Genomic DNA, 25394 nt, shown 5'->3' with positions numbered 1-25394 from the left:
CGCGAGCTCGCGCGGCCCGTCGCCGGTGACCGGCCGGCGGCGCTAGCCCCTCGGCGACGGGGTTGCCTGCCGGTGCTCCGGCGTCGGCCTCGCGTCCGGCTCGGACGAGTCCGAGGTCGCGTCGTCTCCCGGCGCGCCGGCGCTCCCCTTCTCCGGTGACGCGCTCGGTTCCCTGTCCCGGTCCTTCGCCTTCTTCGACGGCTCCGGGCTCGGCTCCGGCGGTTCGAGGCGGTCGAGCTCCACGACGCCGCTGGCCGCGCCCCCGGCGCCGGACACCCGCACCTGCGCGCTGTAACCGCCGGGCGCGAGCTTCCCGTCGACGTCCTCGCACTCCGGGGCGGAGAGCTCGCCGGACCACCGGACCTTCCCGCTGTCGGTGAACCCGGGCCCGAGCAGCAGCATCCGCTCGCCCTCGGCGCAGTCCGCGGAGGACCAGACCGGCTCGGCCTCTCCCGGCTCCCCGGCCCACACGATCACCGGCCGGTGGGCGTCCGCACCGTCGACCAGACACGGCACGGCGCCCGTGTTCGTGAGGCTCACCGTGAACGTGACCGCCTCGTCCTCGGTGAACTGCGCTCGGTCCGCCGTGAGCCCCACCTCGAGCGTCTCCGCGGAACAAGCCTCCACGTCCTGGCCGGGATCGGTGGGCGCCGGCGGATGCTCCTTGGCGTCGCTCACGATCGGTGCCGGCGGATCCGGCCACGCAGCAGCAGCCACGAGCCCTGCCACCACCCCCACCACACCGAGCAACGCCACGAGCACGGCGATCCGGCCCCACCGGATCCGCACCCGTTCCTGGACGTGCACCACCGCTCCACTCCACGATCCGGACCGAACGCCACCCACGGTAGCCACCTCGTCCGTGGACCCGGCGGAGCCACGCCGCCGCACCGCCCGGACCACGAGTTCGCCGTCCGGAACCAGGCGGTCGCGTCCCGTCGCCCCAGGGCGGCCGGGCGGAGACCTGGTTCTGCGGCCCGCGATCTCCTGGTCGAGGCCGGCCGGTGGAGAATGGTGCACCGTGACCGCCTCCACCGCCGAACACACCGGCCACGCGCTGCTCCGTGCCGCCGTCACCTCCTGGTTCGACGACGCCGCGCGCGACCTCCCCTGGCGGGCGCCGGACCGCACCCCGTGGGGCGTCCTGGTCAGCGAGGTCATGCTGCAGCAGACGCCGGTCGTCCGGGTCGAGCCCGCCTGGCGGGCCTGGATGGGCCGCTGGCCCCGGCCCGCCGACCTGGCCGCCGCCGAGACCGCCGACGTCCTGCGCGCCTGGGACCGGCTCGGCTACCCGCGTCGCGCCCTGCGCCTGCAGGAGTGCGCCCGCACGATCGTGGAGCGGCACGACGGCGTCGTCCCCCGCGCCGAGGACGACCTGCTCGCCCTGCCCGGCATCGGCGAGTACACCGCGGCCGCGGTGCGCGCCTTCGCCTACGGCCGCCGCGCCGTCGTCGTCGACACGAACGTGCGGCGCGTGCTGGCCCGGGCGGTCGGCGGGACGGCGCTGCCCGCGCCGTCGTACACCGCCGCGGAACGCGCGCTGGCCACGGCGCTCGCGCCGGCCGACGACGACGCCGCCGCGGTCTGGGCCGCCGCCTCCATGGAGCTGGGCGCGCTGATCTGCACGGCCCGGTCGCCCCGCTGCGACGCCTGCCCCGTGGCGGAGCTCTGCGCCTGGCGCGCCGCGGGCTCCCCGCCCGACGAGCACGCGGGCCGGCGCCGCACCCAGGCCTGGCACGGCACGGACCGGCAGTGCCGCGGGCGCGTCATGGCGGCCCTCCGGCAGGCGGACGGCCCGGTGGACCGCGCCGTCCTGGTCGAGGCGTGGGTCGGCCCGGCGCCCGCCGACCGCACCGCCCGCCGCGCCCAGCTCGACCGCGCCGTCGCGGGCCTCATCGAGGACGGCCTGGCCGAACAGACGGCCGACGGCAGCCTGACCCTCCCGGCAACCTGACCGACAGAAACCTGGAACAAGCACCCCGCCTTACTCCAGGTTTCGCCGAAACATGGAGTAACGTCGTTCCATGCTCCAGGTTCCCGCCTTCGGCCGCCAGACCGAGTACTGGGTCGCCGAGACCGACGGCATGACCAGCCGCGCGCGCCTCGCGGAGGCCTCGGGCGAGTATCAGTCCACGATCCCGCCCCGCATCGCCGGATGGGCGCCGAGCGTCCCGGCCGGCCTGATGGCCGACACCGAGGAGGCCGCTGCCGCACTCGGACGTTTCGACTCGTACGCGCGCGGGGTGCTCGGCGACGGGAGCCCTTCGCTCGGCCCCATGAGCTCGATCCTCCTGCGCACGGAGTCGACGTCGTCGTCCCAGATCGAGAATCTGACCGTCGGCGCACGTCAACTTGCTCTCGCGGAGATCGACCAGTCGAAGTCGGAGAACGCACGGACCGTCGTGGCGAACGTCCGGGCGATGGAAGCGGCCCTCGCCCTGGCCGACCGGCTCGATCCGGACGCCGTCCTGGAGATGCATCGCGCGCTCCTCTCCGGCCAGGCGGGATGGGAGGACCACGCCGGTCGCTGGCGCGACTCGCTGATCTGGGTCGGACGGAGTTCCGTGAGCCCCCGCGGCGCATCGCACGTCGCGCCGCAGGCGAACCTGGTTCCCGCGGCCATGGACGACCTGATGGAGTTCATCCGGCGCGACGATCTTCCCGTCGTCGTCCAGGCTGCGGTCGCGCACGCGCAGTTCGAGAACATCCACCCCTTCTCCGACGGCAACGGCCGTACCGGCCGCGCGCTCGTGCACTCGATGCTGCGAGCGAAGGCTCTGGTCACCAGTACGACGGCGCCTGTGTCCGCAGGGCTGCTCAAGGACACCGAGCACTACTTCGAGGCCCTGACGGCATACCGCGACGGCGACGCGCGGCCCATCGTGGAACAGTTCGCCGCGGCCGCCCGGTTCGCGGCGCACGCGGGATCCGATCTGGTCGATCAGCTGTCGGGCCAGATCGACGGCGCCCGCGCCCGGATGAGCGGCCTGCGACCGCAGGCGGCAGGCTGGAAGGTCCTTCCCCACCTGCTCTCCCAACCCGTGATCAGCACGAACTACCTGACGGTCAACGCCGGGATGGGACACCAGACCGCGCAGAACGCGCTCGCTCAGCTGGTCGAAGCGGGCGTGCTCGAAGAACGCACCGGACTCCGCCGGAACCGCGTCTGGCAGCACTCCGGCATCATCGCCGTGCTGGACCACTTCGCGCAGAGCCTGATCCGCCGTTGAGCGTCACAGCTCCAGGAGCATGCGGGAGTTGCCCAGGGTGTTGGGTTTGACGCGGGCCAGGTCCAGGAACTCGGCGACGCCGTCGTCGTGCGAGCGCAGCAGCTCGGCGTAGACGTCGGGGCTGACCGGGGTGCTGTCGATCTCCTCGAAGCCGTGCTTGCGGAAGAACTCGACCTCGAAGGTGAGGCAGAAGACCCGGTTCAGGCCGAGGGAGCGCGCGCGGTCCAGGAGCGCCTCGACGAGCCGATGGCCCAGCCGCTGCCCGCGGAAGCCCGGGTGGACCGCCAGGGTGCGGATCTCGGCGAGGTCCTCCCACATGACGTGCAGGGCTCCGCAGCCGACGACGGCGGGTTCCACCGGCTCCGCGGCCGCGGATCCGGGCGCGCCCCCGCCGCCCGCACGGTCCGCGAGCCGCGCGCCGTCGTCGTCGGACATCGCCTCGGGACCGCCCGGTGATTCCGCGACGAGGAACTCCTGCACCGCCTCGTAGTACCCGACCCATTCCTTGGCCAGCAGGATCCGGCGCTCCGCATACGGTTCGACGAGTGCCCTGATGGCGCGCACGTCGGCGGGCAGGGCCGGCCGGATGTTCACCGTCACGCCGCCCACAGTACGCGCGTACCTCTTGCATCTGCCCACACCACGTGGTGGGTTGGGGAACATGGCATCGACTCGGCTGACAGCGGAATCCCGGGAACAGGCACTGGCGACCCTCGCGGCGAGCACGGAGATCGCCACGGAACTCGACGTGCTGGTGATCGGCGGTGGCGTCACAGGCGCCGGCATCGCCCTCGACGCGGTGACGCGTGGTCTGTCGACCGCGCTCGTCGAGGCACAGGACTGGGCGCAGGGCACCTCCAGTCGCAGCAGCAAACTGGTCCACGGCGGCCTGCGCTACCTGCAGATGCTCGACTTCGAGCTGGTCCACGAGGCCCTCACCGAACGCGACCTGCTGCTGCGCGAGCTCGCGCCGCACCTGGTCCGGCCCGTGCCGTTCCTCTACCCGCTGGAGCACCGGGTCTGGGAGCGGGCGTACGTGGGCGCCGGCATCGCGATGTACGACATCCTCGCCACCCTCACGCCGGGCCGCCGGCCCATGCCGTTCCACCGGCACCTCACGAAGGGCCAGATGGAGGCGAAGTTCCCGGACCTGGCGCACGACGCCGCCGTCGGCGCCGTGCAGTACTGGGACGCGTCGGTGGACGACGCGCGCCTGGTGACCACGCTGGTGCGGACCGCGGCGTCGTACGGCGCCTACGTCGCGAGCCGCACCCAGGTCGTGTCGCTGACGCAGGGCAGCACGGGCGCGGTGAACGGCGCCGTCGTCGTCGACCTGGAGACCGGGCGGGAGATCACCGTGCGGGCGCGGGCGGTGATCAACGCGACCGGGGTCTGGACCGAGGAGACGCAGGAGCTGGCGGGGCAGCCGGACAGCCCGGCCGGCGGGCTGCGGGTGCTGGCGTCGAAGGGGATCCACCTGGTGGTGCCGCGCGACCGGATCCGGGGCCACGTGGGCCTGATCCTGCAGACCGAGAAGTCGGTGCTGTTCGTGATCCCCTGGTCGCGGTACTGGATCATCGGGACCACCGACACGCCGTGGCGGCTCCAGCCCGAGAAGCCGGTCGCCACCAGCGCGGACGTCGACTACGTGCTGGAGCACGCCAACGCGGTGCTCGCCCATCCGCTGACGCGCGAGGACATCATCGGCACGTACGCGGGGCTGCGGCCGCTGCTGCAGCCGGGCACCAAGGCGGGCACGTCCAGCGCGAAGGTCTCGCGGGAGCACACCGTCGCGTCGCCGACGGCGGGGCTGACCGTGATCGCCGGGGGCAAGCTGACCACGTACCGGGTCATGGCCAAGGACGCCGTGGACTTCGCGATCGGGCAGCGGGCGGCAGCCCTGCCGAGCATCACCCACCAGATCCCGCTGACCGGCGCGATCGGGCTGAAGGCGGTGCAGCGGCAGGCGCGGGCGTGGTCCAAGAGGTTCGGGTGGAGGCCGCCGATGGTGGATCACCTGCTGCACCGGTACGGGTCCAACCTGACCGACCTGGTGGAGCTGTGCGAGGCCGATCCGGGGCTGGCGGCGCCGCTGGCGAACGCGCCCGCGTACCTGCGGGCCGAGGTGCACCACGCGGTGTCGCACGAGGGCGCGCTGCACCTGGAGGACGTGCTGGCGCACCGCACGCGGCTGATCTACGAGGTGCAGGACAGGGGCGTCGCCGCGGCACAGGAGGTCGCCGACATCGTCGGGCCGCTGCTGGGCTGGGACGACGCGACCCGCGAGCGGGAGATCGAGACGTGGCACAGCCGCGTCGAGGCGGAACTCGAGGCGCTGCGGGCCCCGGACGACGAGACGGCGGAGCACCTGATGGAGGAGGCGGAGGAGGTCGCGCCGATGCGGCCGCTCGGTCAGGCGTGACGCCGCGCTCAGGCCGGCAGCAGCGAAGGCAGCGACGCCACCAGGTACGTGTTCGCGGCCACGACGTTCCCGACCGCGAGGCGCGGCTCCCCCGCGGGCACGCACAGCGTGATCTCGAACCCGTCGGTCCGCACCTGGGCCGCCGTGAACTCCTGCCCGGTCCGCTCCACCCGGCGCGCGGCCACGTCCAGCACGGTCCCGTTCACCCGCGCCACGGCGTCGGCCTGCATGGTGAACGCGCCGTCCGGGCTGAAGCTCTCCGGCTCGAACCGCATCGGCTCGCCCCCGTCGTCGACGTCGTCGTCCCCCGCGAACGTCATGAGGCTGGCGTCCGACGCCAGGAACTCGTCCGCCCCGGCGAAGACCTCCACGGACCGCCCCAGCCCCACGATGCAGGCGTCCCCCGGCGGCACGTCCTCGGCGTCGCCCAGCAGCTGCAGTTCCTCCAGCTCGCACGCCAGCCCCGCGAGGATGTCGCCGTCGGCGTCGACGATCTCCGCGATCGCGAGGCCGCCGTCGGCGGCCCGCACGTCGGCCAGGCGTGCGCCGAGCGGTCCCGCGTACGACGTCGTCACGGCGCGGACCAGATCACCCTCGGTGGTGATGACGAGCCGCGCGCCGCTCGCGTCGGTCCAGACCTGGAGCCGGACACCCCCTTCCTCGGCGATCACCTTGGCCTCGGGCAGCGCGCCCTGCACCAGGTCCCGGAACCCGCTCCGGGTCCGCACATCCAGTCCGACGCATGCGAGATTCGTGGCCACAGCGACAAACTACCTGTTCATTCCGAGGGATCGTCACTCGGCGCATGGCGGTCCAGGAAGGCGTAGACCTCCGCGTCGTCCACGCCCGGGAAGGCGCCGCGCGGGAGGGCCGCGAGGACCTGCTGGTGCATGCGGGCGGACGGCCAGGCCGCGCCGGACCAGCGTTCGGCCAGTTCCGGCGCGGGGCGCGAGCAGCACGCCGGGTCCGGGCAGGTGGACACCTTGCGCACCTGGGTGTCGCGTCCGCGGAACCACTTCGCGTGGGCGTACGGCACGCCCACGGTGATGGAGAAGGCGCCCGTGTCGCCGGAGCCGGTCTGGGTGGAGCACCAGTACGTCCCCGCGGGGGTGTCCGTGTACTGGTAGTACTCCGTGGCGACGTCGCGCCGGGCGAACGCCTCGCGGGCCGCCCAGCGGCGGCAGACCAGCTGCCCCTCGATGGCGCCCGTGGCGTCGCGCGGGAAGCGCAGCCCGTCGTTCTCGTACCCGCGGAACAGCGCGCCGTCGTCCCCCACGCGCAGGAAGTGCAGCGGGACGCCGAGCTTGACCGTGGCGAGGTTGGTCAGCCGCATCGCGGCGGCCTCGTGCGTGACGCCGAAGGCGTCGCGGAAGTCCTCGACCGCGAGGTCCCGCTCGCGCTTGCGCTCGGCGAGGAACGGCACCGCCGCGGACTGCGGCACCAGGCACGCGGCCGCGAAGTACGTGATCTCGACCCGCTGCCGCAGGAACTCCGCATAGGTGCGCGGCCGCTCGTGCTCGAGCACGCGGTGCGCGATCGCCTGCAGCGCCAGCGAGCGCAGCCCGTGACCGCCCGGCACCGACGCCAGGGGCAGGTAGATGCGGCCGCTGTGCAGGTCGGTGACCGTACGCGCGGACCGCGGCAGGTCGCTGACGTGCAGGATCGTGAAGCCGAGGCGCTCGGCGAGCACCGCGACCGTGCGGTGCGTGAGCGCCCCGCCCGCGTAGCCGGCGCCGCGCACCAGCTCCTCCGCGAGGGTCTCGAACTGCGGGAAGTAGTTGTCGCGCGCCTGCCGCTCCAGCCGCAGCTCGGTGTTGGCGCGGCGCGCCTCCTCGGGGGTGGCGATGGCCTCCTGGGCGCGCCGGGCGATCTCCTCGTGCAGCCCGACGAGCTGTTCCAGCACCGGCGTCGGCAGCTTCTGCGACGGCTTGACCGCGGGCAGCCCCAGCCCCGCGAAGAGCGGCCCGCGCTGCGCGCGGTCCAGCGCGATCTCCAGGGCCGCGCGGCGCGACGGCGGTTCGGGGTCGAGCAGGTCGTTCAGCGACAGGCCCAGTGCGGCGGCGATCGACTTCAGCAGGGAGAGCTTCGGCTCCCGGCGCCCGTTCTCGATCAGGCTCAGCAGGCTCGCCGCCGCGCCGACCTGCTCGCCCAGCCGGTCCAGCGTCAGCCCGGCCGCGCCGCGCGCGTGCCGCACGCGGCGGCCGAGGGTGATGAGGTCGGTCTCGTCGTCGTCGGCGGTGCCCGTGATGTCGGACGACGACGCCTGGTTCCGCATACGTACCCTCCCTCTCCGTTGCCGACCGTTCCATGCCGGTGTGCCCCAGATCACTCCCGCAGGAGCGCTCGGCTTCATCATATGTAAAGATCGGCCGATCTTGACAACGGATCCGATGGTAAATCGGACCACAGCACGCGCATGCTGGAAACCCAGCCAGTTGTTGCAGATGGGAGCCAGCATGTTCCTCGCGAACCCGCGCCGTACCCGCCTTGTCGCCGAGCTCGTCTCGGAGACCTCCGAGGCCGGTGCCTCCTTCGGCGCCGGTGCCATGCCCCAGGCCGCTCCCGCCGCCGGGTCCCCGTCCGGCTCCGCCGCCCCCGGCCTCGCCGGGCAGCCACTCGACCTGCGCGCCTGGGTCAACGACATCGCCGCGCTCACCCAGCCCGACCGCGTCGTCTGGTGCGACGGCTCCGCCGCGGAGAAGCAGCGCCTCGTCGACGAGATGGTCGAGGCGGGCACGCTGATCAAGCTGAACGAGGCGAAGCGGCCCGGCTCCTACCTCGCCCGCTCCGACCCGTCCGACGTCGCGCGGGTCGAGTCCCGCACGTTCATCTGCTCCGAGCGCGAGGACGACGCCGGCCCCACCAACAACTGGGTCGCGCCCGCCGCGATGCGCGCCGAGCTGGACGAGGTCTTCGCGGGCGCCATGCGCGGCCGCACCATGTACGTGGTGCCGTTCTCGATGGGCCCGGTCGGCGGGCCGATCTCGCAGGTGGGGATCGAGATCACGGACTCGCCCTACGTCGTCGTCTCCATGCACGTCATGACGCGCGTGTCGGGTGCCGTGGTCGACCTCATCGACGCGGGGGCGCAGTGGGTCCCGGCCGTGCACTCGGTCGGGGCGCCGCTGGCGGACGACGTCGCTGATGTTGCCTGGCCCTGCAACGACACGAAGTACATCGTGCACTACCCCGAGACCCGCGAGATCTGGTCCTACGGCTCCGGCTACGGCGGCAACGCGCTGCTCGGCAAGAAGTGCTTCGCGCTGCGGATCGCCTCGGCGATGGCGCGCGACGAGGGCTGGCTGGCCGAGCACATGCTCCTGATCCGCGCCACGTCGCCGGCGGGCAGGCAGTTCCACCTGGCCGCCGCGTTCCCGAGCGCCTGCGGCAAGACGAACCTCGCGATGCTGCAGCCCACGATCCCGGGCTGGAAGGTCGAGACGCTCGGCGACGACATCGTGTGGATGCGGCCGGGGCCGGACGGGTCGCTGCGGGCGATCAACCCGGAGGCCGGCTTCTTCGGCGTCGCACCCGGCACGGGCGAGAGCACGAACCCCGTGGCCGTCCGCACGTTCGACCACGACACGATCTTCACCAACGTCGCGCTGACCCACGACGGCGACGTCTGGTGGGAGGGCCTGACCGACGAGCCGCCCGCCCACCTGACCGACTGGCGCGGCCGGGACTGGACGCCGGACTCGGACGAGCCCGCCGCGCACCCGAACTCACGGTTCACGGTCTCGGCGGCGCAGTGCCCGACCATCGCCGACACCTGGGAGGACCCGGCGGGCGTGCCCGTGGACGCGATCGTCTTCGGCGGGCGCCGCGCGTCGAACGTCCCGCTGGTGACGCAGTCGCTGGGCTGGGAGCACGGCGTGTTCCTGGGCGCGACGATCTCCTCGGAGCGCACGGCCGCCGCGGAGGGCACCGTGGGCGAGCTGCGGCGCGACCCGTTCGCGATGATGCCGTTCTGCGGCTACAACATGGCCGACCACTGGGCGCACTGGCTGCGCGTGGGCGACCTCGTCGAGGAGGCCAGGCGCCCGCTGATCTTCCAGGTCAACTGGTTCCGCAAGGGCGCCGACGGGTCGTTCCTGTGGCCCGGGTTCGGCGAGAACTCGCGGGTGATCGAGTGGATCGCCGGGCAGGTCGCCGCCGCACGCGGCGAGGGCGAGGACCGGTCGGTGGCGTCCGCCGTCGGACGCGTTCCGGCCGACGGCGCGCTGAACGTGGACGGGCTGGACCTCCCGGCGCCGGTCCTCGAGGCGCTGTTCGACGTGCCCGCCGGGCCGTGGCTCACGGAGACGGACCTGACCGAGGAGTTCTTCGGGCAGTTCGGCAACCGCGTGCCCGCCGCGCTGCACAAGCAGCTCGCGAACCTCCGCGACCGCCTGGACGGCTGAATCCGCCACCAGACTCCCGGCAGGCCCCGCTCGGCGGTGACCTGACCCCCAGATCCGCCGATCGGGCCTGCCTGGACCAGCACCACCCCACGAACTCCCGGCCGGGAAATTGAGGCAGACCGGCCGGGCCCCTCACTCGGAGGGATACCTGGGCCGGGGCAGCAGGCTCCACAAGAACCCCTGCTGCCCCGGCCTTTCCCGTGCGCCGGGGCGCTCGGGAGGCGCGGATCGGGGAGAATCGACGTCGTGCCCGACGCCGAACCACCCGACCTGCCGCAGACGCCGCTCCTCCACGTCATGTACCTCGAGCCACGGATTCCCGGGAACACCGGCTCCGCGATCCGGCTCGCGGCGGTCACCGGCGCCCGGCTGCACCTGATCGAGCCGCTCGGCTTCGACCTGTCCGAGGCGAAGCTGAGGCGCGCGGGCCTCGACTACCACGACCTCGCGGTGATGCAGGTCCACGAGTCGTTCGACGCCGCGCTGGCCACCCTCCCGGGCTCCCGCGTCTTCGCCTTCACCACCCGCGGCACCACCCGCTACACCGACGTCGCCTACCGCCCGGACGACATCCTCCTGTTCGGCCCGGAACCCACCGGTCTGCCGGCGGAGGTCCTGGCCCACCCCCGCGTCACGGACCAGCTCACCATCCCGATGCTCCCCGGCCGCCGCTCCCTCAACCTCACCAACGCCGCCTCGATCGCGACGTACGAGGCCTGGCGCCAGCACGACTTCGCGGGGCAGCAGCCGGAGGATTCACCCAGCCGGTTCCCGTAGGCTGCAGCCATGCCTGCTGCGCACCCTGCTGCCCCTCGCACGCCGGAGACGAGCCGATGAGCGCCGGACTTCTCGGGCTGCTCGACGACGTCGCCGCGCTCGCCAAGCTCGCGGCCGCCTCCATCGACGACGTCGGCGCCGCCGCCGGCAAGGCCACCGCCAAGGCGGCCGGCGTCGTCATCGACGACACCGCCGTCACGCCGCAGTACGTGCACGGCGTCACCGCCGACCGCGAGCTGCCGATCGTCAAGAAGATCGCGATCGGCTCGATCCGCAACAAGCTGCTGTTCATCCTGCCGATCGCGCTGATCCTGTCGCAGTGGGCGCCGTGGGCGCTCACGCCGATCCTCATGATCGGCGGTACGTACCTCGCGTTCGAGGGCACGGAGAAGATCCTCGGCTGGTTCGGCCACGGCGGGAACCACGCGAAGCCCGCCGCCGTCAAGGGACCCGACGCCGAGAAGACCGTCGTCGCGGGCGCGATCCGCACCGACCTGATCCTGTCCGCCGAGATCATGGTCATCGCCCTCAACGAGGTGGCGGACCAGAGCTTCTGGTTCCGCCTGGGCGCGCTCGTCGTCGTCGCGGTCTTCATCACGATCGCCGTCTACGGCGTGGTCGGTCTCATCGTGAAGATGGACGACGTCGGGCTGCTGCTGGCGCAGCGCGAGTCCCCGGGCGCGCAGCGGTTCGGCAGGGCCCTCGTCGCGGGCATGCCGCGGGTGCTGAGCGTGATCTCCGTCGTGGGGACCATCGCGATGCTCTGGGTCGGCGGGCACCTGCTGCTGGTGGGCGCGGACGAGCTGGGCTGGCACGCCCCGTACGGCTGGGTGCACGGCGTGGAGGAGGCCATCCACCACGCGGTCCCGGTGGCGGGCGCCGTCCTGGCGTGGCTCTTCAACACCCTGTGCTCGGCGATCGCGGGCGTGATCGTGGGCGGCGTCGTCGTCGGCGTGCTGCACGTGCTCCCCTTCGGCAAGAAGGACGACCACACCCCCGCCGACGCCGCCGCGGCGGACACCCACCAGGACCACCCGGAACCTGCCTGACCGCAGCCGCAGGCGGAGCGCCCGCGAAGCGTCACGGCCTCCCTGGGATCAGGCGTGACGCGTCGCGGGCACTCGATGGTCGGCGGCCCTACCGCGCGCGGGTGACCGGCTGCTGGATCTCCGTGACCCAGTCGGACTGGTCCTCGCCCTCGGCGCGGAGGTAGACCTCCCGGCCCGGCGCGGACGGCGCGAACCCCCGCGCCGTGAGCTCCGTGTGCAGCGCCTGCCAGGTGCCGCCGATCCCGGCCATCGAGCCCAGGTGGACGGTGCAGAACGCCTCGTCCACGGCGGGCAGCTCGGCGATCTCGAAGCCGTCGAGCACCTCGCCGCCGTACTCGAAGCCGACGACGGCGGTGATGCCGTCCTCGACCATCGTGTACGTCGCCATCGGGATCCCGAGCCGCCCGGGCCCGTGCGCGGCGGTCACGGCGTCGGCGACGGCGTCGAACGCCGGGCCGACGAGCGGGCCGATCTCCGGCTGCTCGGCGACCGTGAAGGTCCGGGCGGCCATCCGGACGGCGGGCAGCTTCTTGGTGACGATCTCGATGCCAGGCATGGTCTTCTCCTCTGCGATGAAGCGGAGCCGCCGTTCCACGTCGAACAGACGCGCGGTCGCCAGCGCGTGCTCCCGCTCCAGTTCCCCGCGCCGCTCCGACAGGAGCCCGGCGAGCCGGTCCGGCCCGACGCCCTCGGCCAGCAGGGCCGAGATGTCGTCGAGCCCGAACCCGAGCGCGCGGAGCGCCACGATCCGGTGCAGCCGGTCGAGCTGGGACGGGTCGTACGAGCGGTAACCGTTGAACTCGTCGACGTGGGCGGGCACGAGCAGCCCGGCCTGGTCCCAGTGCCGCAGCATGCGGTGGGTCACCTGGCCGATCTGCGCGAACGCTCCGATGGACAACATGGTCCAGTTCTCCCGCCTACCACGGTGTCAGTGTCAACCCCGCCACCCCCATCCCCATCCGGCCGGCCGGAGAGGACCGGCCAGCGACCATGTCATCTCGGCCGGTGGAAGCGTTGCCATCGACCGAGATGACATGGTCGCCGGTGGGCGGCGGCCGCGGCTGCTCGGACGGGGGGTCAGGGTCAGGGGTCAGGCCCGGAGGGCGCCGCGTACCGCCGCCTTCAGGACGTGGCTGATGCCGACCGAACCCTCGTCGAACATCATCGACGTGACCGTGGCCATCGCCGACTGGTCCCTGCCGACCGAGTGGATCGTGAACCGGGCCCAGCGCGGCGACCGCATGAGCCGCTGGCCCAGGCCGCAGGTGCGGTGGTGGCGCGTGAACCGCCTGGTGAACGCCCGCTCGAACGAGCGCACGGTCTGCAGGACCCCCGTGCCGCGCAGCGCGTCGTCCCCGCCGCTCGCCCGGGCCGCCGCCAGGTGCTCCGCCAGCTGCACGCCCGCCGCCATCGCGTAGAAGATGCCCTCGCCGGACAGCGTGTTGATGGTCGCCGCCGCGTCCCCGATCAGCACCACCGGGTACGGGCCCGCGGTCATCGCCTGCCGCGCCCCGTGCGGCAGCTGATGCGTCGCGTGCGACCCGACGTCGGTGACCTCGAACCCGCGCCGCCGCAGGTCGGCGAGGTAGACGTCGAACAGCTCGCCGAGCTTCTGCTCCCGCTGCGCCAGCAGGTCCACGGGAATGCCGATGCCGACGTTCGCCCGGTCGCCCGGCAGCGGGAAGATCCACCCGTAGGCGGGCAGCAGCTCGTCGATGAAGTCGAACCAGAGCGTGTCCGCCAGCACCCGCTCCGGATGCGTCACGGTGGCGTAGGCCCGCATCGCGATGATCGTGTCCTTCTTCGCCGGGCGCGCGATCCCGAGCGCACGCCGGACGGCGGAGTAGGCACCGTCGGCGCCCACCACGAGGTCGTACGCCTCGGTAGTCACCCCGGTCTCGGCCGCCGGATCGTGGCCGACGGCGGGCGTCGTCGTGCCGCCCTGGCCCGTGCCGTCCCGCGCGAGGCGGACGACGGCGCCCCCGGCGTCGTCGGACATCTCGATGCCCTGGAAGGAGACGCCCTCGCGGAACGTCACCCCGGCCTCGACCGCGGCGTTCTTGAGCGCCTCGTCGAGGTCGAGGCGCGGCACGACGTAGCCGCGGAAGTCACCGTGGGCGATGGTCGACTTCTCGATGGCGGCGGACACGCCGCCGGGGCCGCTGATCGCGACGCCGGTCGGGGTGCCGAAGCGCTCGAAGACCTCGGTCAGCCCGAGCTGCTCCAGGATCCTCCGGGCGCCGGGACCCATGCCGTCGCCGCAGGTCTTGTCGCGCGGGAAGGTGGCCTTGTCGACGAGCGTGACCTCGGCGTCGGGCAGCTCGCGCCGCAGCGCGATCGCCGCGACGGACCCTCCGGGCCCGGCACCGACGACAAGGATCCGAGGCGGACGAGACGGGCCGGCACGCAGAACTGAGCTCACGAACCGACCGTATCGGAGTCTCGTGGCAGGATCGCGGTGTGACGACGCGCATCGTGGTTCTGGCCGGGCGGGGACGGTACGAGGATCCCTGGCATGATCACGCCGCCACCTCGCACGTGGTGGCGGAACTGCTGGGAGAGCTGGGCGACGTCGCCGTCCGGTCGACGTGGCGGGACGCGCTCGGCGACCTGGACGACGCCGGGCTGCTGGTGGTGAACTCCGGGAGCGGGCGCGTGGATCCGGCGTTCGACGGGGACGACGCCGCCTGGGCCGGGTTCCACGAGCGGCTCGCCGGGTGGGCGCGGGGCGGCGGGGCGATCCTGGCGCTGCACCAGGCCGCCAACACGTTCGCGGACGCACCCGGTTTCGAGGAGATCCTCGGCGGGCGATGGATCCCGGGCGTGTCGATGCATCCGCCCATCGGGGACGCGGTGTTCGACGTCGTCCCGGGGCATCCGGTCACCGACGGCCTCGGCACCGGCGGAACGGCCGCGGGCGGGACCGTCGCCGGTCGAACCGCCGCGGGCGGCCCCGGGGCGGACGCCGCGGCGTCGTCGATCGCGGCGTTCGACGAGCGCTACTGCCACCTCGTCGTCGCGGAGACGTCCCGGGTCCTGCTCACCACCCGCGGCCCGGGACCCGGCAGCGGCGCCCCGGACGGCACCCACGTCCACCCGGTCGCCTGGGCGAACGAGGCCCACGGCGGCCGCACCGTCTACTCGGGCCTGGGCCACGACCCGCGCAGCTTCGGCTCGGGGTCGCACCGGGCCTTCCTCCGCGCCGCGGCCGGCTGGCTGCTGGGCCAGGAACAGGAGCCCGGCCGGCTCAGGTGACCGCGCCGACGTGCCAGGGGATGAACTCCTCGGCGCCGATGCCGAGGTCCTCGCTGACCGTCCGCTCGCCCGAGGCGACCGCCAGGATGCGGTCGAGGATCACCCGGCCGACGTCGGCCACGGTCGCCTCGCCGTCCACGATGACGCCCGCGTTGACGTCCATGTCCTCGGACATGCGCTCGTACATGGGCGTGTTCGTGGCGACCTTGATCGACGGCGACGGGCGGCAGCCGAACACCGACCCGCGGCCCGTCGTGAAGACGACGACGTTCGCCCCGCCCGCGACCAGCCCGGTCACCGACACCGGGTCGTAGCCCGGGGTGTCCATGAACGAGAACCCGACGTGCGGCTCGATCGGCTCGGCGTACTCGTACACCGCAGACATGGGCGCGGTGCCGCCCTTGGCCACCGCTCCGAGCGACTTCTCCAGGATCGTGGTCAGGCCGCCGGCCTTGTTGCCCGGCGACGGGTTGTTGTCGAGCGTCCCGCCCCCGGCCGCGACGTACTCCCGCCACCACTCGATCCGCCCGAAGAGCTTCTCGGCGACCGCGGGCTCCGTGGCCCGCGCCGCGAGCAGGTGCTCCGCCCCGTACACCTCGGGCGTCTCGGCCAGCACCGAGGCGGCCCCCAGCTCCACCAGCCGGTCCGAGGCCCAGCCGAGCGCGGGGTTCGCAGTGATCCCGGAGTACCCGTCCGATCCCCCGCAGTTCAGAGCCAGCACCAGCTCGGACGCGTCGCACTCGACCCGCTCCCGGGCGTTCAGCTCCGGCAGCATCGCGCGCACGGCCGCCACCCCGGCACGCACGGTCGCGCGCACACCCCCGGTCTCCTGGATGGTCAGCGACCGCACCACGGTGTCCGCGGGAATCGAGGCGAGCAGTCCCGCGTCGACACCAGGGTCGACGCCGCCACTGCCGATGACGCCCGACGACGGCGCGCCGCCCGACGACGCCGCCGCGACCTCGTGCCCGGCGACCGCGGGCGTCTCCCCGCTGGTCGACCCCGTGGCGGTCCTTCCCGGCGCCGGCATGGCCGGCATCCCGAGATCCACGCTCGCCCCGCTCCGCGCGGACAGCGCCGCGCCGGGGACCATCTCGCACCCCAGCCCGAGGACCAGGAGGCCGGCGACGTTCGGGTGCGCCGCATGGCCCCGCAGCGTGCGCAGCAGCATCTGCCCGCCCTCCGACTCGGGCACCATCCCGCAGCCGCTCGTGTGCGTCAGCGCGATGACCCCGTCCACGTTCGGGAACTCGTCGAGCGCGGCCCCGCGGAACTGGTCGGCGATCATCTTCGCCGTCGAGGCCGAGCAGTTCACGCTGGTGAGGATCGCCAGGTAGTTCCGCGTCCCGACCCGCCCGTCGGCCCGCGGGTAGCCCCGGAACGTCAGCCGCTCCCCCGCCGCGGAAGGCGTGACCCCGCCACCGAAGGCGGTGCCGGGCGCGGAACCCCCTGCCTCCGGACCCGGGGCACCCCGGCCCGAGGTGTCGTCACGCCGGAGGGCGAGGGCGGCGTCGTCGTCGAACACGAGGTTGTGGGAGTGCACGTGGTCGCCCGCCACGATGTCCGACGTCGCCATGCCGATCGCCTGGCCGTACTTGCGCACGAGCCCGCCCGTGCCGACGTCGGACATCGCGATCTTGTGCCCGCGCGGCACGTCCGACCGGACGACGAACGCCCGCCCCGACGCGGAGACCTCCTCCCCGCCACGCAGATCGCGCGTGGCGACGGCGACGTCGTCGCCCTCACGCAGCACCAGCAGGTCAGCAGATCCAGATCCCACGATTCCCCTCCGAAAAGCGCTTTCCCAAGACCTCGCACCAGTCTCGCAGACCCCTGGGCGCAGGCCCACCCACCAGATCACCACCAGGGGCACCGATGATCGGTGCCCGCCGGACGCAGCCGAGAGGGCCGGGGCGCGCGGCGGACATCCCGTCGGCCGCGCGCGCCGGCCCCCTCAACAGGAGCCCAGGGGATCAGCCGGCGATGGCCGCCCCGACCTCCTCCATGAACATGGTCGCCGCCTCCTCGGGCGTGATCCGCTCGAACAACACCTCGGTGTTGATCCGCTCCATGATCTCCTCCATCTCGGCCGACCCGTTCGGCGGCACCGGCGGCGCGTCGACGATCTCGTCCTCGATGTCGGCCATGTAGTCGGCCATCGCCTGGTCGGCGTCGGCCAGCTCCGGCGTGATCAGCTCACGCATCTCCGAGTTCGCCGGCAGGCCGCGGTCGGTCAGGTTGATCTTCGCGGCCTCCTCGGCGTTGAGCATGAAGTCCACGAACTTCGCCGCGGCGTCGGGGTACTCGGTCTTCGCCGACACGGAGTAGAACATCGCCGGCTTGTAGTAGACGCCGGTGCGCTCGCCCTCGGTCTCACCCGGGTACCGCAGCAGCTGGATCTCCTCGCCGGACGCCTCCGTCAGCGCGCCGAGCTGGTTCGACCAGAAGTGCGCCATGCCGCCCACGTTCGTGCCGACGAGCGAACCCTCCGGGCCCGCGTGCTGGTACTCCAGCGAGCGCGAGGCGTCGGGCTGGCCGCCGCCCTCCATGAGGTCGAGCGAGGTCTGGTAGAACTGCGCCACGGTCTCCTCGGAGACGCCGATCTCGCCCTCGGGCGTCCACAGGCTCTCGCCCTTCTGACGCGCGAGGATGTTCAGGCCGGCCTCGTTGAAGCCGTAGTCCTGGACGCCCCAGACGCCCTTGCCGGCGCCCTCCGAGATCGCGTTGGCGGTCTCGACGTACTCCTCCCAGGTCCACGTCGTGTCGTCCGGGATCTCGACGCCGGCCTTCTCGAACACGGCGGGGTTCGCCATGAGCGCGTAGGAGTTGATGCCGGTCGGCAGCGCGTACTGGGTGCCGTCGATCTGGCCGCCGGCAAGGATGGCCTCGTCGATCTTCGAGGTGTCGATGTCGAGCGTGCCCAGGTCGGCCAGCACGCCGCGCGTGGCGTAGTCGGAGACGTAGCGCTCCTCCTGGGTGATCACGTCGGGCGTGTCACCGGCGGCGACGGCCGTCGAGAGCTTGTTCCAGTAGCCGTCCCAGTCGGTGAAGTCGGGGACGACGTCGATGTCCGGGTTCTCCTTCTCGAACGCGGCGATGATCTCCTCGGTCGCGGCGTGCCGCTCGTCGGAGCCCCACCAGGCGAAGCGGATCTCGCACGGGCACTCCTTGGCCTCGACCGGCTCGCCGCCCCCGCCGAGCCCGGAGTCGCCGCCGGAACAGGCGGACAGGATCAGTGCGGCGGCCGCGGCCCCCGCTGCCACCGCGGCGGCCCGCCGGTGGCGCTGGTTCGTTGTGGTACGCATTTCTCTCCTTCTGGGTGACGAGACGTCGTCGTATCGGTCGTTTCGGAGGAACGGATTCGGAGGGACGGAGCGGGACGACGGCGGCCGCCGGGTACTGGTGGCACCCGGCGCGCCGGCTACTTGATGCCTGTCGTGGCGATCCCCTTGACCAGGTACTTCTGGCCGAAGAGGAAGACGAGGAACACCGGGACCAGGGAGACCATCGACATCGCGAACAGCGCGCCCCACGAGCTCTCGCCCGAGGTGTCGACGAAGGTCCGCAGCGCGATCGGCACCGTGTACATGTCCGGCTTGGTGAGGAAGATCAGCTGGCTGAAGAAGTCGTTCCACGTCCAGATGAACGTGAAGATCGCGGTCGTCGCCAGGGCCGGGACCGCCAGCGGCATCATGATCTGCCAGAAGATGCGCAGGTGCCCGGCGCCGTCGATGCGCGCGGCCTCGTCGAGCTCCTTCGGGATGCCGCGGAAGAACTGCACCATGAGGAAGATGAAGAACGCGTCGGTCGCCAGCAGCTTCGGCACGATCAGCGGCAGGAACGTGTTGATCCAGCTCAGCTGGGAGAACATCACGTACTGCGGCACGATGATGACGTGGATCGGCAGCATGATCGACATCAGCATGATCGCGAACCAGAAGTTGCGCCCGCGGAACTTCAGCCGGGCGAACGCGTACGCGGCCAGCGAGCAGGAGAACAGGTTCCCCAGCACCGACCCGAGCACGATGATCGCCGAGTTGATCAGGTAGTGGCTGAACGGGTGCAGCAGCGCGTCCCAGCCCTCGGTGTAGTTGCTGAGGTCCGTCTCGGTCGGGATGAGCCCGGGTTCCCGGAAGATCAGCGCGTCCGGCTTGATCGAGCTGACCGCCATCCACAGCAGCGGGTACAGCATCACGAAGCCGAAGAGGATCAGCCCGGTGTGCTTGAGGGCGGTCACGAGGCCGTGCCGCGCGTTCCGCGCCGCCCTGCTGGGGCTGTTGCGGCGGCTCCGCTGCGGGGCCGACGGCGCCGGCTCGGCGAAGGTGAGCTTCGAGTCGGTCGTGAGTTCAGTCATCGTAGTGGACCCAATACTTCGAGGCGAGGAAGTTGACGAGCGTCATACCGCCGATGATCAGGACCAGGAACCAGGCCATCGCCGAGGCGTAGCCCATGTCCAGGCTGGAGAACCCGTTCTCGTACAGGTAGAGCGTGTAGAGCAGGGTCGAGTCGGCGGGGCCGCCGTTGCCCCCGCTCACCACGAACGCCTGCGTGAAGTTCTGGAACGCGTTGATCAGCTGCAGCACCAGGTTGAAGAACACGATGGGCGTGAGCAGCGGCATCGTGATCGACCAGAACCGCCGGAACCTGCCGGCGCCGTCGATCGACGCGGCCTCGTAGTACATCTGCGGGATCTGCCGCAGGCCCGCGAGGAAGATGACCATCGGGGCGCCGAAGGTCCACACGTTGAGGATGATGAGCGTGCCCAGGGCGTGGTCCGGGTGCGAGACCCAGCCGACGCCCTCGATCCCGACGAGGCTCAGCACCTGGTTGATCAGGCCGTCCGCGCCGAAGATCTGCCGCCAGAGGATCGCGATCGCGACGCTGCCGCCGAGCAGTGACGGCAGGTAGTAGACCGACCGGTACAGGGCCAGCCCGCGCAGGCCGCGGTCGAGCACCAGGGCCAGGGCGAGCGCGGCGGCGAGCTGGAGCGGCACGGACACGAGCACGTAGGTGAACGTGACCTGCAGCGACTTCAGGAGCCGCGGGTCCTCGAACATGCGCACGTAGTTGTCGAGGCCGATCCATTCCGGCGCCGACAACAGGTCGTAGTCCGTGAAGGACAGGTACAGCGACGCGGCCATGGGGCCCGCCGTGATGAGGAACAACCCCACGAACCATGGGGCGAGGAAGAACGCGGCCCACTTGCCGTCGCCCTTACGTCGTTCGAGCGCGGCCCCCCGCGTCCGAGCGACCTCTTGGATCACAGACATTCCGTCCTCCGGTCTTCGTCGACCTGGATTCCCGCCCGTGGGTGCGGCAAGGGGCCCGCCGTTGCACCCACAACCAGGAAACCGGTTGCTGTTGCAGAACGTACCACATGAGGAACCGGTTTCCCATGGTGTACCTTCAGCACGTGAGCATCAGGCGACCAGCAGTGACGATCGGTGACGTGGCCAAGGCCGCGGGAGTTTCGCGCGCCACGGTGTCGCGGGTGATGAACGGCCGCAGCACGGTCGCCGCGGACATCGCCGAACGCGTCCGCGAGGCCGCCGAGCAGCTGAGCTACCGGCCCAGCAACGCCGCGCGGAACCTCGCGCTCGGCCGCACGCGGACCGTCGCGCTCGTCATGCCCGACGTCGGCAACCCGGTCTTCCAGCAGATCCTCCACGGCGTGATGAACGCCGCCGACGAGGACGGCTACCGCGTCCTGGTCGCGGACACCGCCGAGGACCAGACCCAGGAGGCCGCCATCGCGCTGGAGGCGCGGCTGCGCTGCGACGCGCTGGTGCTCGTCTCCCCGCGCATGTCCGACGACGACCTGGGCAAGCTGATCCCCGAGGTCGAGCCCGTCGTCGTGCTGAATCGTCAGGCACCACCTCCTCCCCGGGCCGACGGTACCGCTCCCGGCGGGCGTCAGGTAAACGATGTACTCGCGCCCAGCCTGCTGGTCGACTACGAGGGCGCGGCGGTGCAGGTCATCGAGCACCTCGTGACGCTGGGCCACACCCGGCTCGTGTATCTCGCGGGCCCGGGCGCCTCGGCGTCGGACGCGCAGCGCCGCGCGGGCATCCGCCGCGCCCTGGCGCGCCACCCGCACCTCGACGTGCAGGAGATCCCCGCCGGGCCGGACATCGCCGCGGGCCACGCGGCGACCGGCGCCGTGCTCGACGGCCGCGCCACCGCGGCCGTCGCCTTCAACGACCTGGTCGCGTTCGGTCTGCTCGCCGGCCTGAACGAGGCCGGGGTCGCCGTGCCCGCCGACATCTCGGTGGCCGGATTCGACGACATCGACCTGGCCCGCTACGCGACACCGGCGCTCACCACCGTCGCCGTGCCGCAGGCGGAGCTCGGCCGACACGCCTGGAAGGAGCTAGCCGCAGTGATGGACGACGACGCCCAGCCTGCCCGGTCCGCCCGATTCACCACGGAACTCGAGGTGCGCGCCAGCACCGGACCCGTCCCCGTCCGGCCCGAGCGCGTGCATGTCACGGACCGCGCGGTACCCGCCGGCGAGCCGGGGCAGCAGGCGACACCCGCCGACGACGCGCCGGCGCCGTCGGGCACCACGCTGAACTGGTCCGAGGACCAGGACGCAATCGTTCTCCACGGCCCCGCGGGCACGCCGCTCGCGCGCCGCGAGAGCGGCGAGCGCATCCCGCCCGTGCACGCCCCGCGCCCGTACCTGCACCCGGTCCACACCCTGGGCGGCACGCCGCTGACCGACTCCGGGCCGGTCGACCACCGGCACCACTACGGCGTCGGGATGGCCGTCGCGGACGTGAACGGCACCAGCCACTGGGGCGGGCGCACCTTCATCGAGCACGTCGGCCCGACCCTGCTGCAGAACCACGGGCGCCAGATCACGAGCGACCTGCGCCCCGCCGGCGCGGCCCTGACCGAGACGCTGGCCTGGCTCGACGAGCACGGCGGCCGCCAGCTCACCGAGGAGCGCACCCTGACCGCGCGCCTGCTCGAGGACGGCTGGGCGCTCGACTGGCGCTCGACCCTCCGCGCGACCGAGGGCCCGCTGGAGATCCGCTCCCCCGCCACCAACGGGCGGCCCGGCGCGGGCTACGGCGGCCTGTTCTGGCGCCTGCCGATCGCCGACTCCACCCGGGTGCTGTCCGTGGCGGGCGAGGGCGAGACCCTCGCGCACGGCAGCAGCTCGCCGTGGATCGCGTTCACCCAGCGGCACGGCGACCGCCCGACGACGCTCGTGCTCGCCCAGCCCGGCACGGTGCGGCCGTGGTTCGTGCGCTCGGCCGAGTACCCGGGCGCCTGCCCGGCCCTCGCCTGGGACGCGCCGCTGGTGGTGCCCGCCGGCGGGTCGGTGACGACGGGCCTGGTCGCGGCGCTCTTCGACACCGAGCTCGACGCGGGCGAGGCCGCCGCGGTGGCGGAGGCGATCGTATGACGACGACGCCGCCGCCGGGCCGGGCCACCCCGGGGACCGGCGAGACCGGCACCCCGCGCATCGCCGTCGTCGGCGTGCACGGGCACGGCGCGTCGCACGTGCGGCGCGTCAGCGAGCTGGAGGCGCGGGGCGAGGCCCGGCTCGTCGCCGTCGTCGACCCGCGGGAACCGGATCGCGAGGCGCTCGACGCCTCCGGGGCGACCTGGTACGCCCACCTCGGGGACCTGCTGTCCGGGCCCGAGCCGCTGCCCGACGTCGTCGTCCTGTCCACGCCGATCCACACCCACCTGCCGCTCGCGCAGGCGGCCATGGAGGCGGGGATCGACGTGCTGCTGGAGAAGCCGACCACCGCCTCGCTCGCGGAGCACGCGGCGCTCGTCGACGTCGCGCGGCGGACCGGGCGGCTCTGCCAGGTCGGCTTCCAGACGTACGGGTCGCACGCGCTGCCCGCCGTGACGGCCATGGTCGAGAGCGGGGAGATCGGCGAGGTCACCGGGATCGGGGCGGTCGGCGCGTGGGTGCGGACGGCGTCGTACTGGGCACGGTCGGCGTGGGCCGGGCGGCGGCACCTGGACGGGCACGACGTCGTCGACGGCGTCGTGACGAACCCGCTCGCGCACGCCGTGGCGACCGCGCTGCGGATCGGCGGGGCCCGCCGCGCCGAGGACGTCGCCTACGTGGACACCGAGCTGTGGCACGCGAACCCGATCGAGGCGGACGACACGTCGTCCGTCCGCGTGGTCGGCACGGACGGGCGGCGGTACGGCTTCGGCCTGACGCTCTGCACGGACGTGCGGACGGCGTCGCGCGTGATCGTCCACGGGACGCGCGGCACGATCACGCTGGAGTACGAGTTCGACCGCGTGCTGCTGCGGACCGGCTCGGTCACGGCCGAGAAGGAGTACGGCCGCACCGACCTGCTCGAGGACCTGCTCGCCGCGCGCCGCACCGGCGGCCCGCTGCTCTGCGAGGTCGCCGAGACCGGCGCGTTCATGCGCGTCCTGGAGGCGGTCCGCACGGGCCCGGAGCCGCGGGAGATCGTGTCCGACGACGCCTGGCTCGAATGGCGCGGCACGGACGACGGCCGCTGGCCGGTCATCGCGGACATCGAGTCGTGGTGCGAACGCGTGGCCGCGGAGCAGAAGCTCTTCTCGGAGCTCCAGGCCCCCTGGACGAGGTAGGCCGTTTTCGCCGTTCAGGCGGTATTCGCACGGGTAAGCGCTTACTCGCGCGAATACCGCCTGAACGGCGAAAACAGCCTGGGTTCACCAGGAGACGAGCTACCCCAAGCTGCGGGGGAGCTCCGAGAGGAGGACGCCCGCGCCCGCGTTCGCCGGGACCACGTGGGGGACCGCGCGGTTCGGGTGCAGCTCGTACGGGTAGACGTCCGCCGGGGTCCAGCGGGCCGCCGGGGACAGCGGCGTCGTCGCCGTCTCGTTGTAGGCACCGACGACGTCGATCTCGTGGCCGTTCACCCGCGTACCCGTGGCCCGCAGCATCGTGCCCTTGAAGACCGAGGTGATCCGGCCCGCCGCGACCCCGGGAGCCAGCTGCACGGCGTTGTTCTCGGCGACGACCGACGACTCGATCCCGGCGCCCCAGTAGTAGTTGAAGATCCCGGCCTCGGTCTGCCGGTAGTAGTTGTTGTAGACGTGGACGTCGCCGAACCGCACCCGCGGGGCGCGCTGGCCGATGTCCTCCCAGTAGTTGTGGTGCAGGGTCACCCGGTGCTGCCCCCGGTCCAGCACGCGGGAGTCGCTGGAGCCGATGAGCATCGTCTTGTCGTGGTGCAGGAACTTGTTCCACGAGACCGTGACCAGGTCGGAGCCGTGGGTGATGTCCAGCAGGCCGTCGTGCACCTCGAACTTGCGGCCGAACACCTCGGGCAGCGACTCGGCCGGGTGGTCGCCGTCGTCGAACGTGGAGTGGTCCACCCACACGCTCGTGGCCGTCCACAGGGAGACGTTGTCGTACGCGGAGTTCCAGTTGCCGGTCGCGCCGTCGGCCGGGTCCCACTGCGGGAAGCAGTCGTAGGCGTCCGAGAACGTGAGGTTGCGCAGGATGACGTTGTGCGCGCCGCGGACGCGGAGGTTCGCGCCCATGATCCGCGCGTCGTCGCTCACGCCGACGATCGTCACGTTCGAGCCGACGTGCTGCTGCGTCTGCGCGGCCTGCGCCGCCTGCGCGGCGAGGCGCGCGTCCTCGAGCGGGCCGCTGGGCTCGGCCCTGCCCCACGGGCCGGACGGGTCGAAGTGCGCGATGTAGTCGTCCATCGAGAAGGGCGCGCCGGTGCCGGGGACCGTGACCTGGGAGGCGATGTCCTCGCAGGTGGTCGTGGTGCCGTCGGCGGCCTCGAAGGCGTCGATCGGGCCGGTGACGTAGATGACGCGCGGGGTGGTGCTCGCGCGGGCCGCGGCCTGGTCGGCGCCGTTGCCGCCGGACAGGGCGTCGCGCAGCTCGGCCCAGGTGTCGACGGCGTGGACCTCGTCGTCCGCCGCCGCGGCCCCGCCGGTGGTGCCCGCGGCCACGGTCTCGATGCCGTCGGGGCGCGTGACGCCGTGGTACGAGCCCCAGCCGTCGTCGTCGGGCAGCACGTCGCGGCCCAGGTCGGCACTGGTGTGGCGGCTCTCGCCGCCCGCGAGCGGCGTGGCGATCGCCGGGACGACGATCGCCGTCCCGGCCACGGCGCAGGCGATCGCGGCGGCGCCGGCCGCCGCGATCATCGTTGTCCGACGGCGTCGCTGCCGTCGCTGAGGGTCTTTCATGGGAACTCCTTCGTCGCCATGGTCTGGGGAAACCTGGTGAGAAACCGGTTTCTCGTTCATTCTGGCACGGGTCGGCGGG

20 protein-coding genes are annotated in these 25394 nt (G+C 72.6%); 9 read left to right on the top strand and 11 right to left on the bottom strand.

All coding sequences use genetic code 11. The features are described 5' to 3' along the window. Positions 1–42 precede the first annotated feature (42 nt). Positions 43–810, bottom strand: a complete 768-nt coding sequence (locus ABD208_RS00925; RefSeq protein ID WP_344098786.1) for a DUF4232 domain-containing protein — start codon at positions 808–810, stop codon at positions 43–45. Between the two features lie 211 nt (positions 811–1021). On the opposite strand from ABD208_RS00925, the gene ABD208_RS00920 reads away from it, so the two are divergent. Next, positions 1022–1954 (top strand): HhH-GPD family protein, encoded by a 933-nt coding sequence (locus tag ABD208_RS00920; RefSeq protein WP_344098785.1) that lies wholly within the window; start codon positions 1022–1024, stop codon positions 1952–1954. 70 nt (positions 1955–2024) lie between these two features. Then, positions 2025–3230: a Fic family protein gene (locus ABD208_RS00915; protein ID WP_344098784.1), complete on the top strand. Its 1206-nt coding sequence runs from the start codon at positions 2025–2027 to the stop codon at positions 3228–3230. 3 nt (positions 3231–3233) lie between these two features. On the opposite strand, the gene ABD208_RS00910 is transcribed toward ABD208_RS00915, so the two are convergent. Continuing rightward, positions 3234–3830 (bottom strand): amino-acid N-acetyltransferase, encoded by a 597-nt coding sequence (locus tag ABD208_RS00910; protein WP_344098783.1) that lies wholly within the window; start codon positions 3828–3830, stop codon positions 3234–3236. Positions 3831–3891: 61 nt separating this feature from the next. On the opposite strand from ABD208_RS00910, the gene ABD208_RS00905 reads away from it, so the two are divergent. After that, on the top strand, positions 3892–5652 hold the full coding sequence (locus ABD208_RS00905) for a glycerol-3-phosphate dehydrogenase/oxidase (RefSeq protein WP_344098782.1): 1761 nt from the start codon (positions 3892–3894) through the stop codon (positions 5650–5652). Between the two features lie 8 nt (positions 5653–5660). Here the strand turns inward: ABD208_RS00905 and ABD208_RS00900 are convergent, their stop codons facing one another. Beyond that, entirely contained in the window at positions 5661–6413 is a 753-nt protein-coding gene (locus tag ABD208_RS00900; protein WP_344098781.1) for a hypothetical protein, read from the bottom strand. A 17-nt stretch (positions 6414–6430) separates the two neighbouring features. After that, a complete protein-coding gene (locus ABD208_RS00895; protein WP_344098780.1) occupies positions 6431–7927 on the bottom strand; it encodes a helix-turn-helix domain-containing protein in 1497 nt (498 codons plus the stop codon). A 271-nt stretch (positions 7928–8198) separates the two neighbouring features. Here ABD208_RS00895 and ABD208_RS00890 point away from each other — a divergent pair, with 271 nt between their 5' ends. The 3 genes from ABD208_RS00890 to ABD208_RS00880 all read left to right on the top strand — a co-directional run bounded on the left by ABD208_RS00890 (position 8199) and on the right by ABD208_RS00880 (position 11881). After that, complete coding sequence (locus ABD208_RS00890) at positions 8199–10055, top strand: phosphoenolpyruvate carboxykinase (GTP) (RefSeq protein WP_425561066.1); 1857 nt, start codon at positions 8199–8201, stop codon at positions 10053–10055. 297 nt (positions 10056–10352) lie between these two features. Then, positions 10353–10832 (top strand): tRNA (cytidine(34)-2'-O)-methyltransferase, encoded by a 480-nt coding sequence (locus ABD208_RS00885; RefSeq protein ID WP_344099989.1) that lies wholly within the window; start codon positions 10353–10355, stop codon positions 10830–10832. A gap of 56 nt (positions 10833–10888) precedes the next feature. After that, positions 10889–11881: a DUF808 domain-containing protein gene (locus ABD208_RS00880; protein WP_344098778.1), complete on the top strand. Its 993-nt coding sequence runs from the start codon at positions 10889–10891 to the stop codon at positions 11879–11881. Positions 11882–11969: 88 nt separating this feature from the next. On the opposite strand, the gene ABD208_RS00875 is transcribed toward ABD208_RS00880, so the two are convergent. Together ABD208_RS00875 and ABD208_RS00870 are read right to left on the bottom strand one after the other, a co-directional pair. After that, positions 11970–12782, bottom strand: coding sequence for a MerR family transcriptional regulator (locus ABD208_RS00875; RefSeq protein WP_344098777.1), 813 nt, complete (start codon positions 12780–12782; stop codon positions 11970–11972). 189 nt (positions 12783–12971) lie between these two features. Continuing rightward, positions 12972–14303, bottom strand: coding sequence for an NAD(P)/FAD-dependent oxidoreductase (locus ABD208_RS00870; RefSeq protein ID WP_344098776.1), 1332 nt, complete (start codon positions 14301–14303; stop codon positions 12972–12974). Positions 14304–14341: 38 nt separating this feature from the next. Between ABD208_RS00870 and ABD208_RS00865 the strand changes: the two genes are divergently transcribed. Then, the gene (locus tag ABD208_RS00865) at positions 14342–15136 is read left to right on the top strand and encodes a ThuA domain-containing protein (protein ID WP_344098775.1); all 795 of its coding nucleotides are present in this window, start codon (positions 14342–14344) and stop codon (positions 15134–15136) included. Here ABD208_RS00865 and ABD208_RS00860 read toward each other — a convergent pair. The 4 genes from ABD208_RS00860 to ABD208_RS00845 form a co-directional block, all read right to left on the bottom strand. Further along, positions 15129–16916, bottom strand: a complete 1788-nt coding sequence (locus ABD208_RS00860) for a UxaA family hydrolase (protein ID WP_344098774.1) — start codon at positions 16914–16916, stop codon at positions 15129–15131. The genes ABD208_RS00865 and ABD208_RS00860 overlap by 8 nt on opposite strands. A 193-nt stretch (positions 16917–17109) precedes the next feature. Then, complete coding sequence (locus tag ABD208_RS00855; RefSeq protein ID WP_344098773.1) at positions 17110–18441, bottom strand: ABC transporter substrate-binding protein; 1332 nt, start codon at positions 18439–18441, stop codon at positions 17110–17112. A 116-nt stretch (positions 18442–18557) separates the two neighbouring features. Then, positions 18558–19490 carry a carbohydrate ABC transporter permease gene (locus ABD208_RS00850; protein WP_344098772.1) on the bottom strand — a complete coding sequence of 311 codons (933 nt, stop codon included), beginning with the start codon at positions 19488–19490 and terminating at the stop codon, positions 18558–18560. Beyond that, complete coding sequence (locus ABD208_RS00845; RefSeq protein WP_344098771.1) at positions 19483–20406, bottom strand: carbohydrate ABC transporter permease; 924 nt, start codon at positions 20404–20406, stop codon at positions 19483–19485. Before ABD208_RS00845 ends, ABD208_RS00850 begins: the two co-directional genes overlap by 8 nt. Positions 20407–20549: 143 nt before the next feature. Here ABD208_RS00845 and ABD208_RS00840 point away from each other — a divergent pair, with 143 nt between their 5' ends. Together ABD208_RS00840 and ABD208_RS00835 are read left to right on the top strand one after the other, a co-directional pair. Continuing rightward, entirely contained in the window at positions 20550–22550 is a 2001-nt protein-coding gene (locus ABD208_RS00840) for a DUF6807 family protein (protein ID WP_344098770.1), read from the top strand. Then, positions 22547–23731 carry a Gfo/Idh/MocA family protein gene (locus ABD208_RS00835; protein ID WP_344098769.1) on the top strand — a complete coding sequence of 395 codons (1185 nt, stop codon included), beginning with the start codon at positions 22547–22549 and terminating at the stop codon, positions 23729–23731. Before ABD208_RS00840 ends, ABD208_RS00835 begins: the two co-directional genes overlap by 4 nt. Positions 23732–23830: 99 nt before the next feature. Here ABD208_RS00835 and ABD208_RS00830 read toward each other — a convergent pair whose 3' ends face one another. Beyond that, positions 23831–25315: a pectate lyase family protein gene (locus ABD208_RS00830; RefSeq protein WP_344098768.1), complete on the bottom strand. Its 1485-nt coding sequence runs from the start codon at positions 25313–25315 to the stop codon at positions 23831–23833. Positions 25316–25394 lie beyond the last annotated feature (79 nt).

The organism is Myceligenerans crystallogenes, from assembly GCF_039529775.1.
Lineage (GTDB): Bacteria > Actinomycetota > Actinomycetes > Actinomycetales > Cellulomonadaceae > Myceligenerans > Myceligenerans crystallogenes.
The sequence above is the reverse complement of the archived record's forward strand: the minus strand, read 5'-3'. Positions and strand labels throughout refer to the sequence as shown.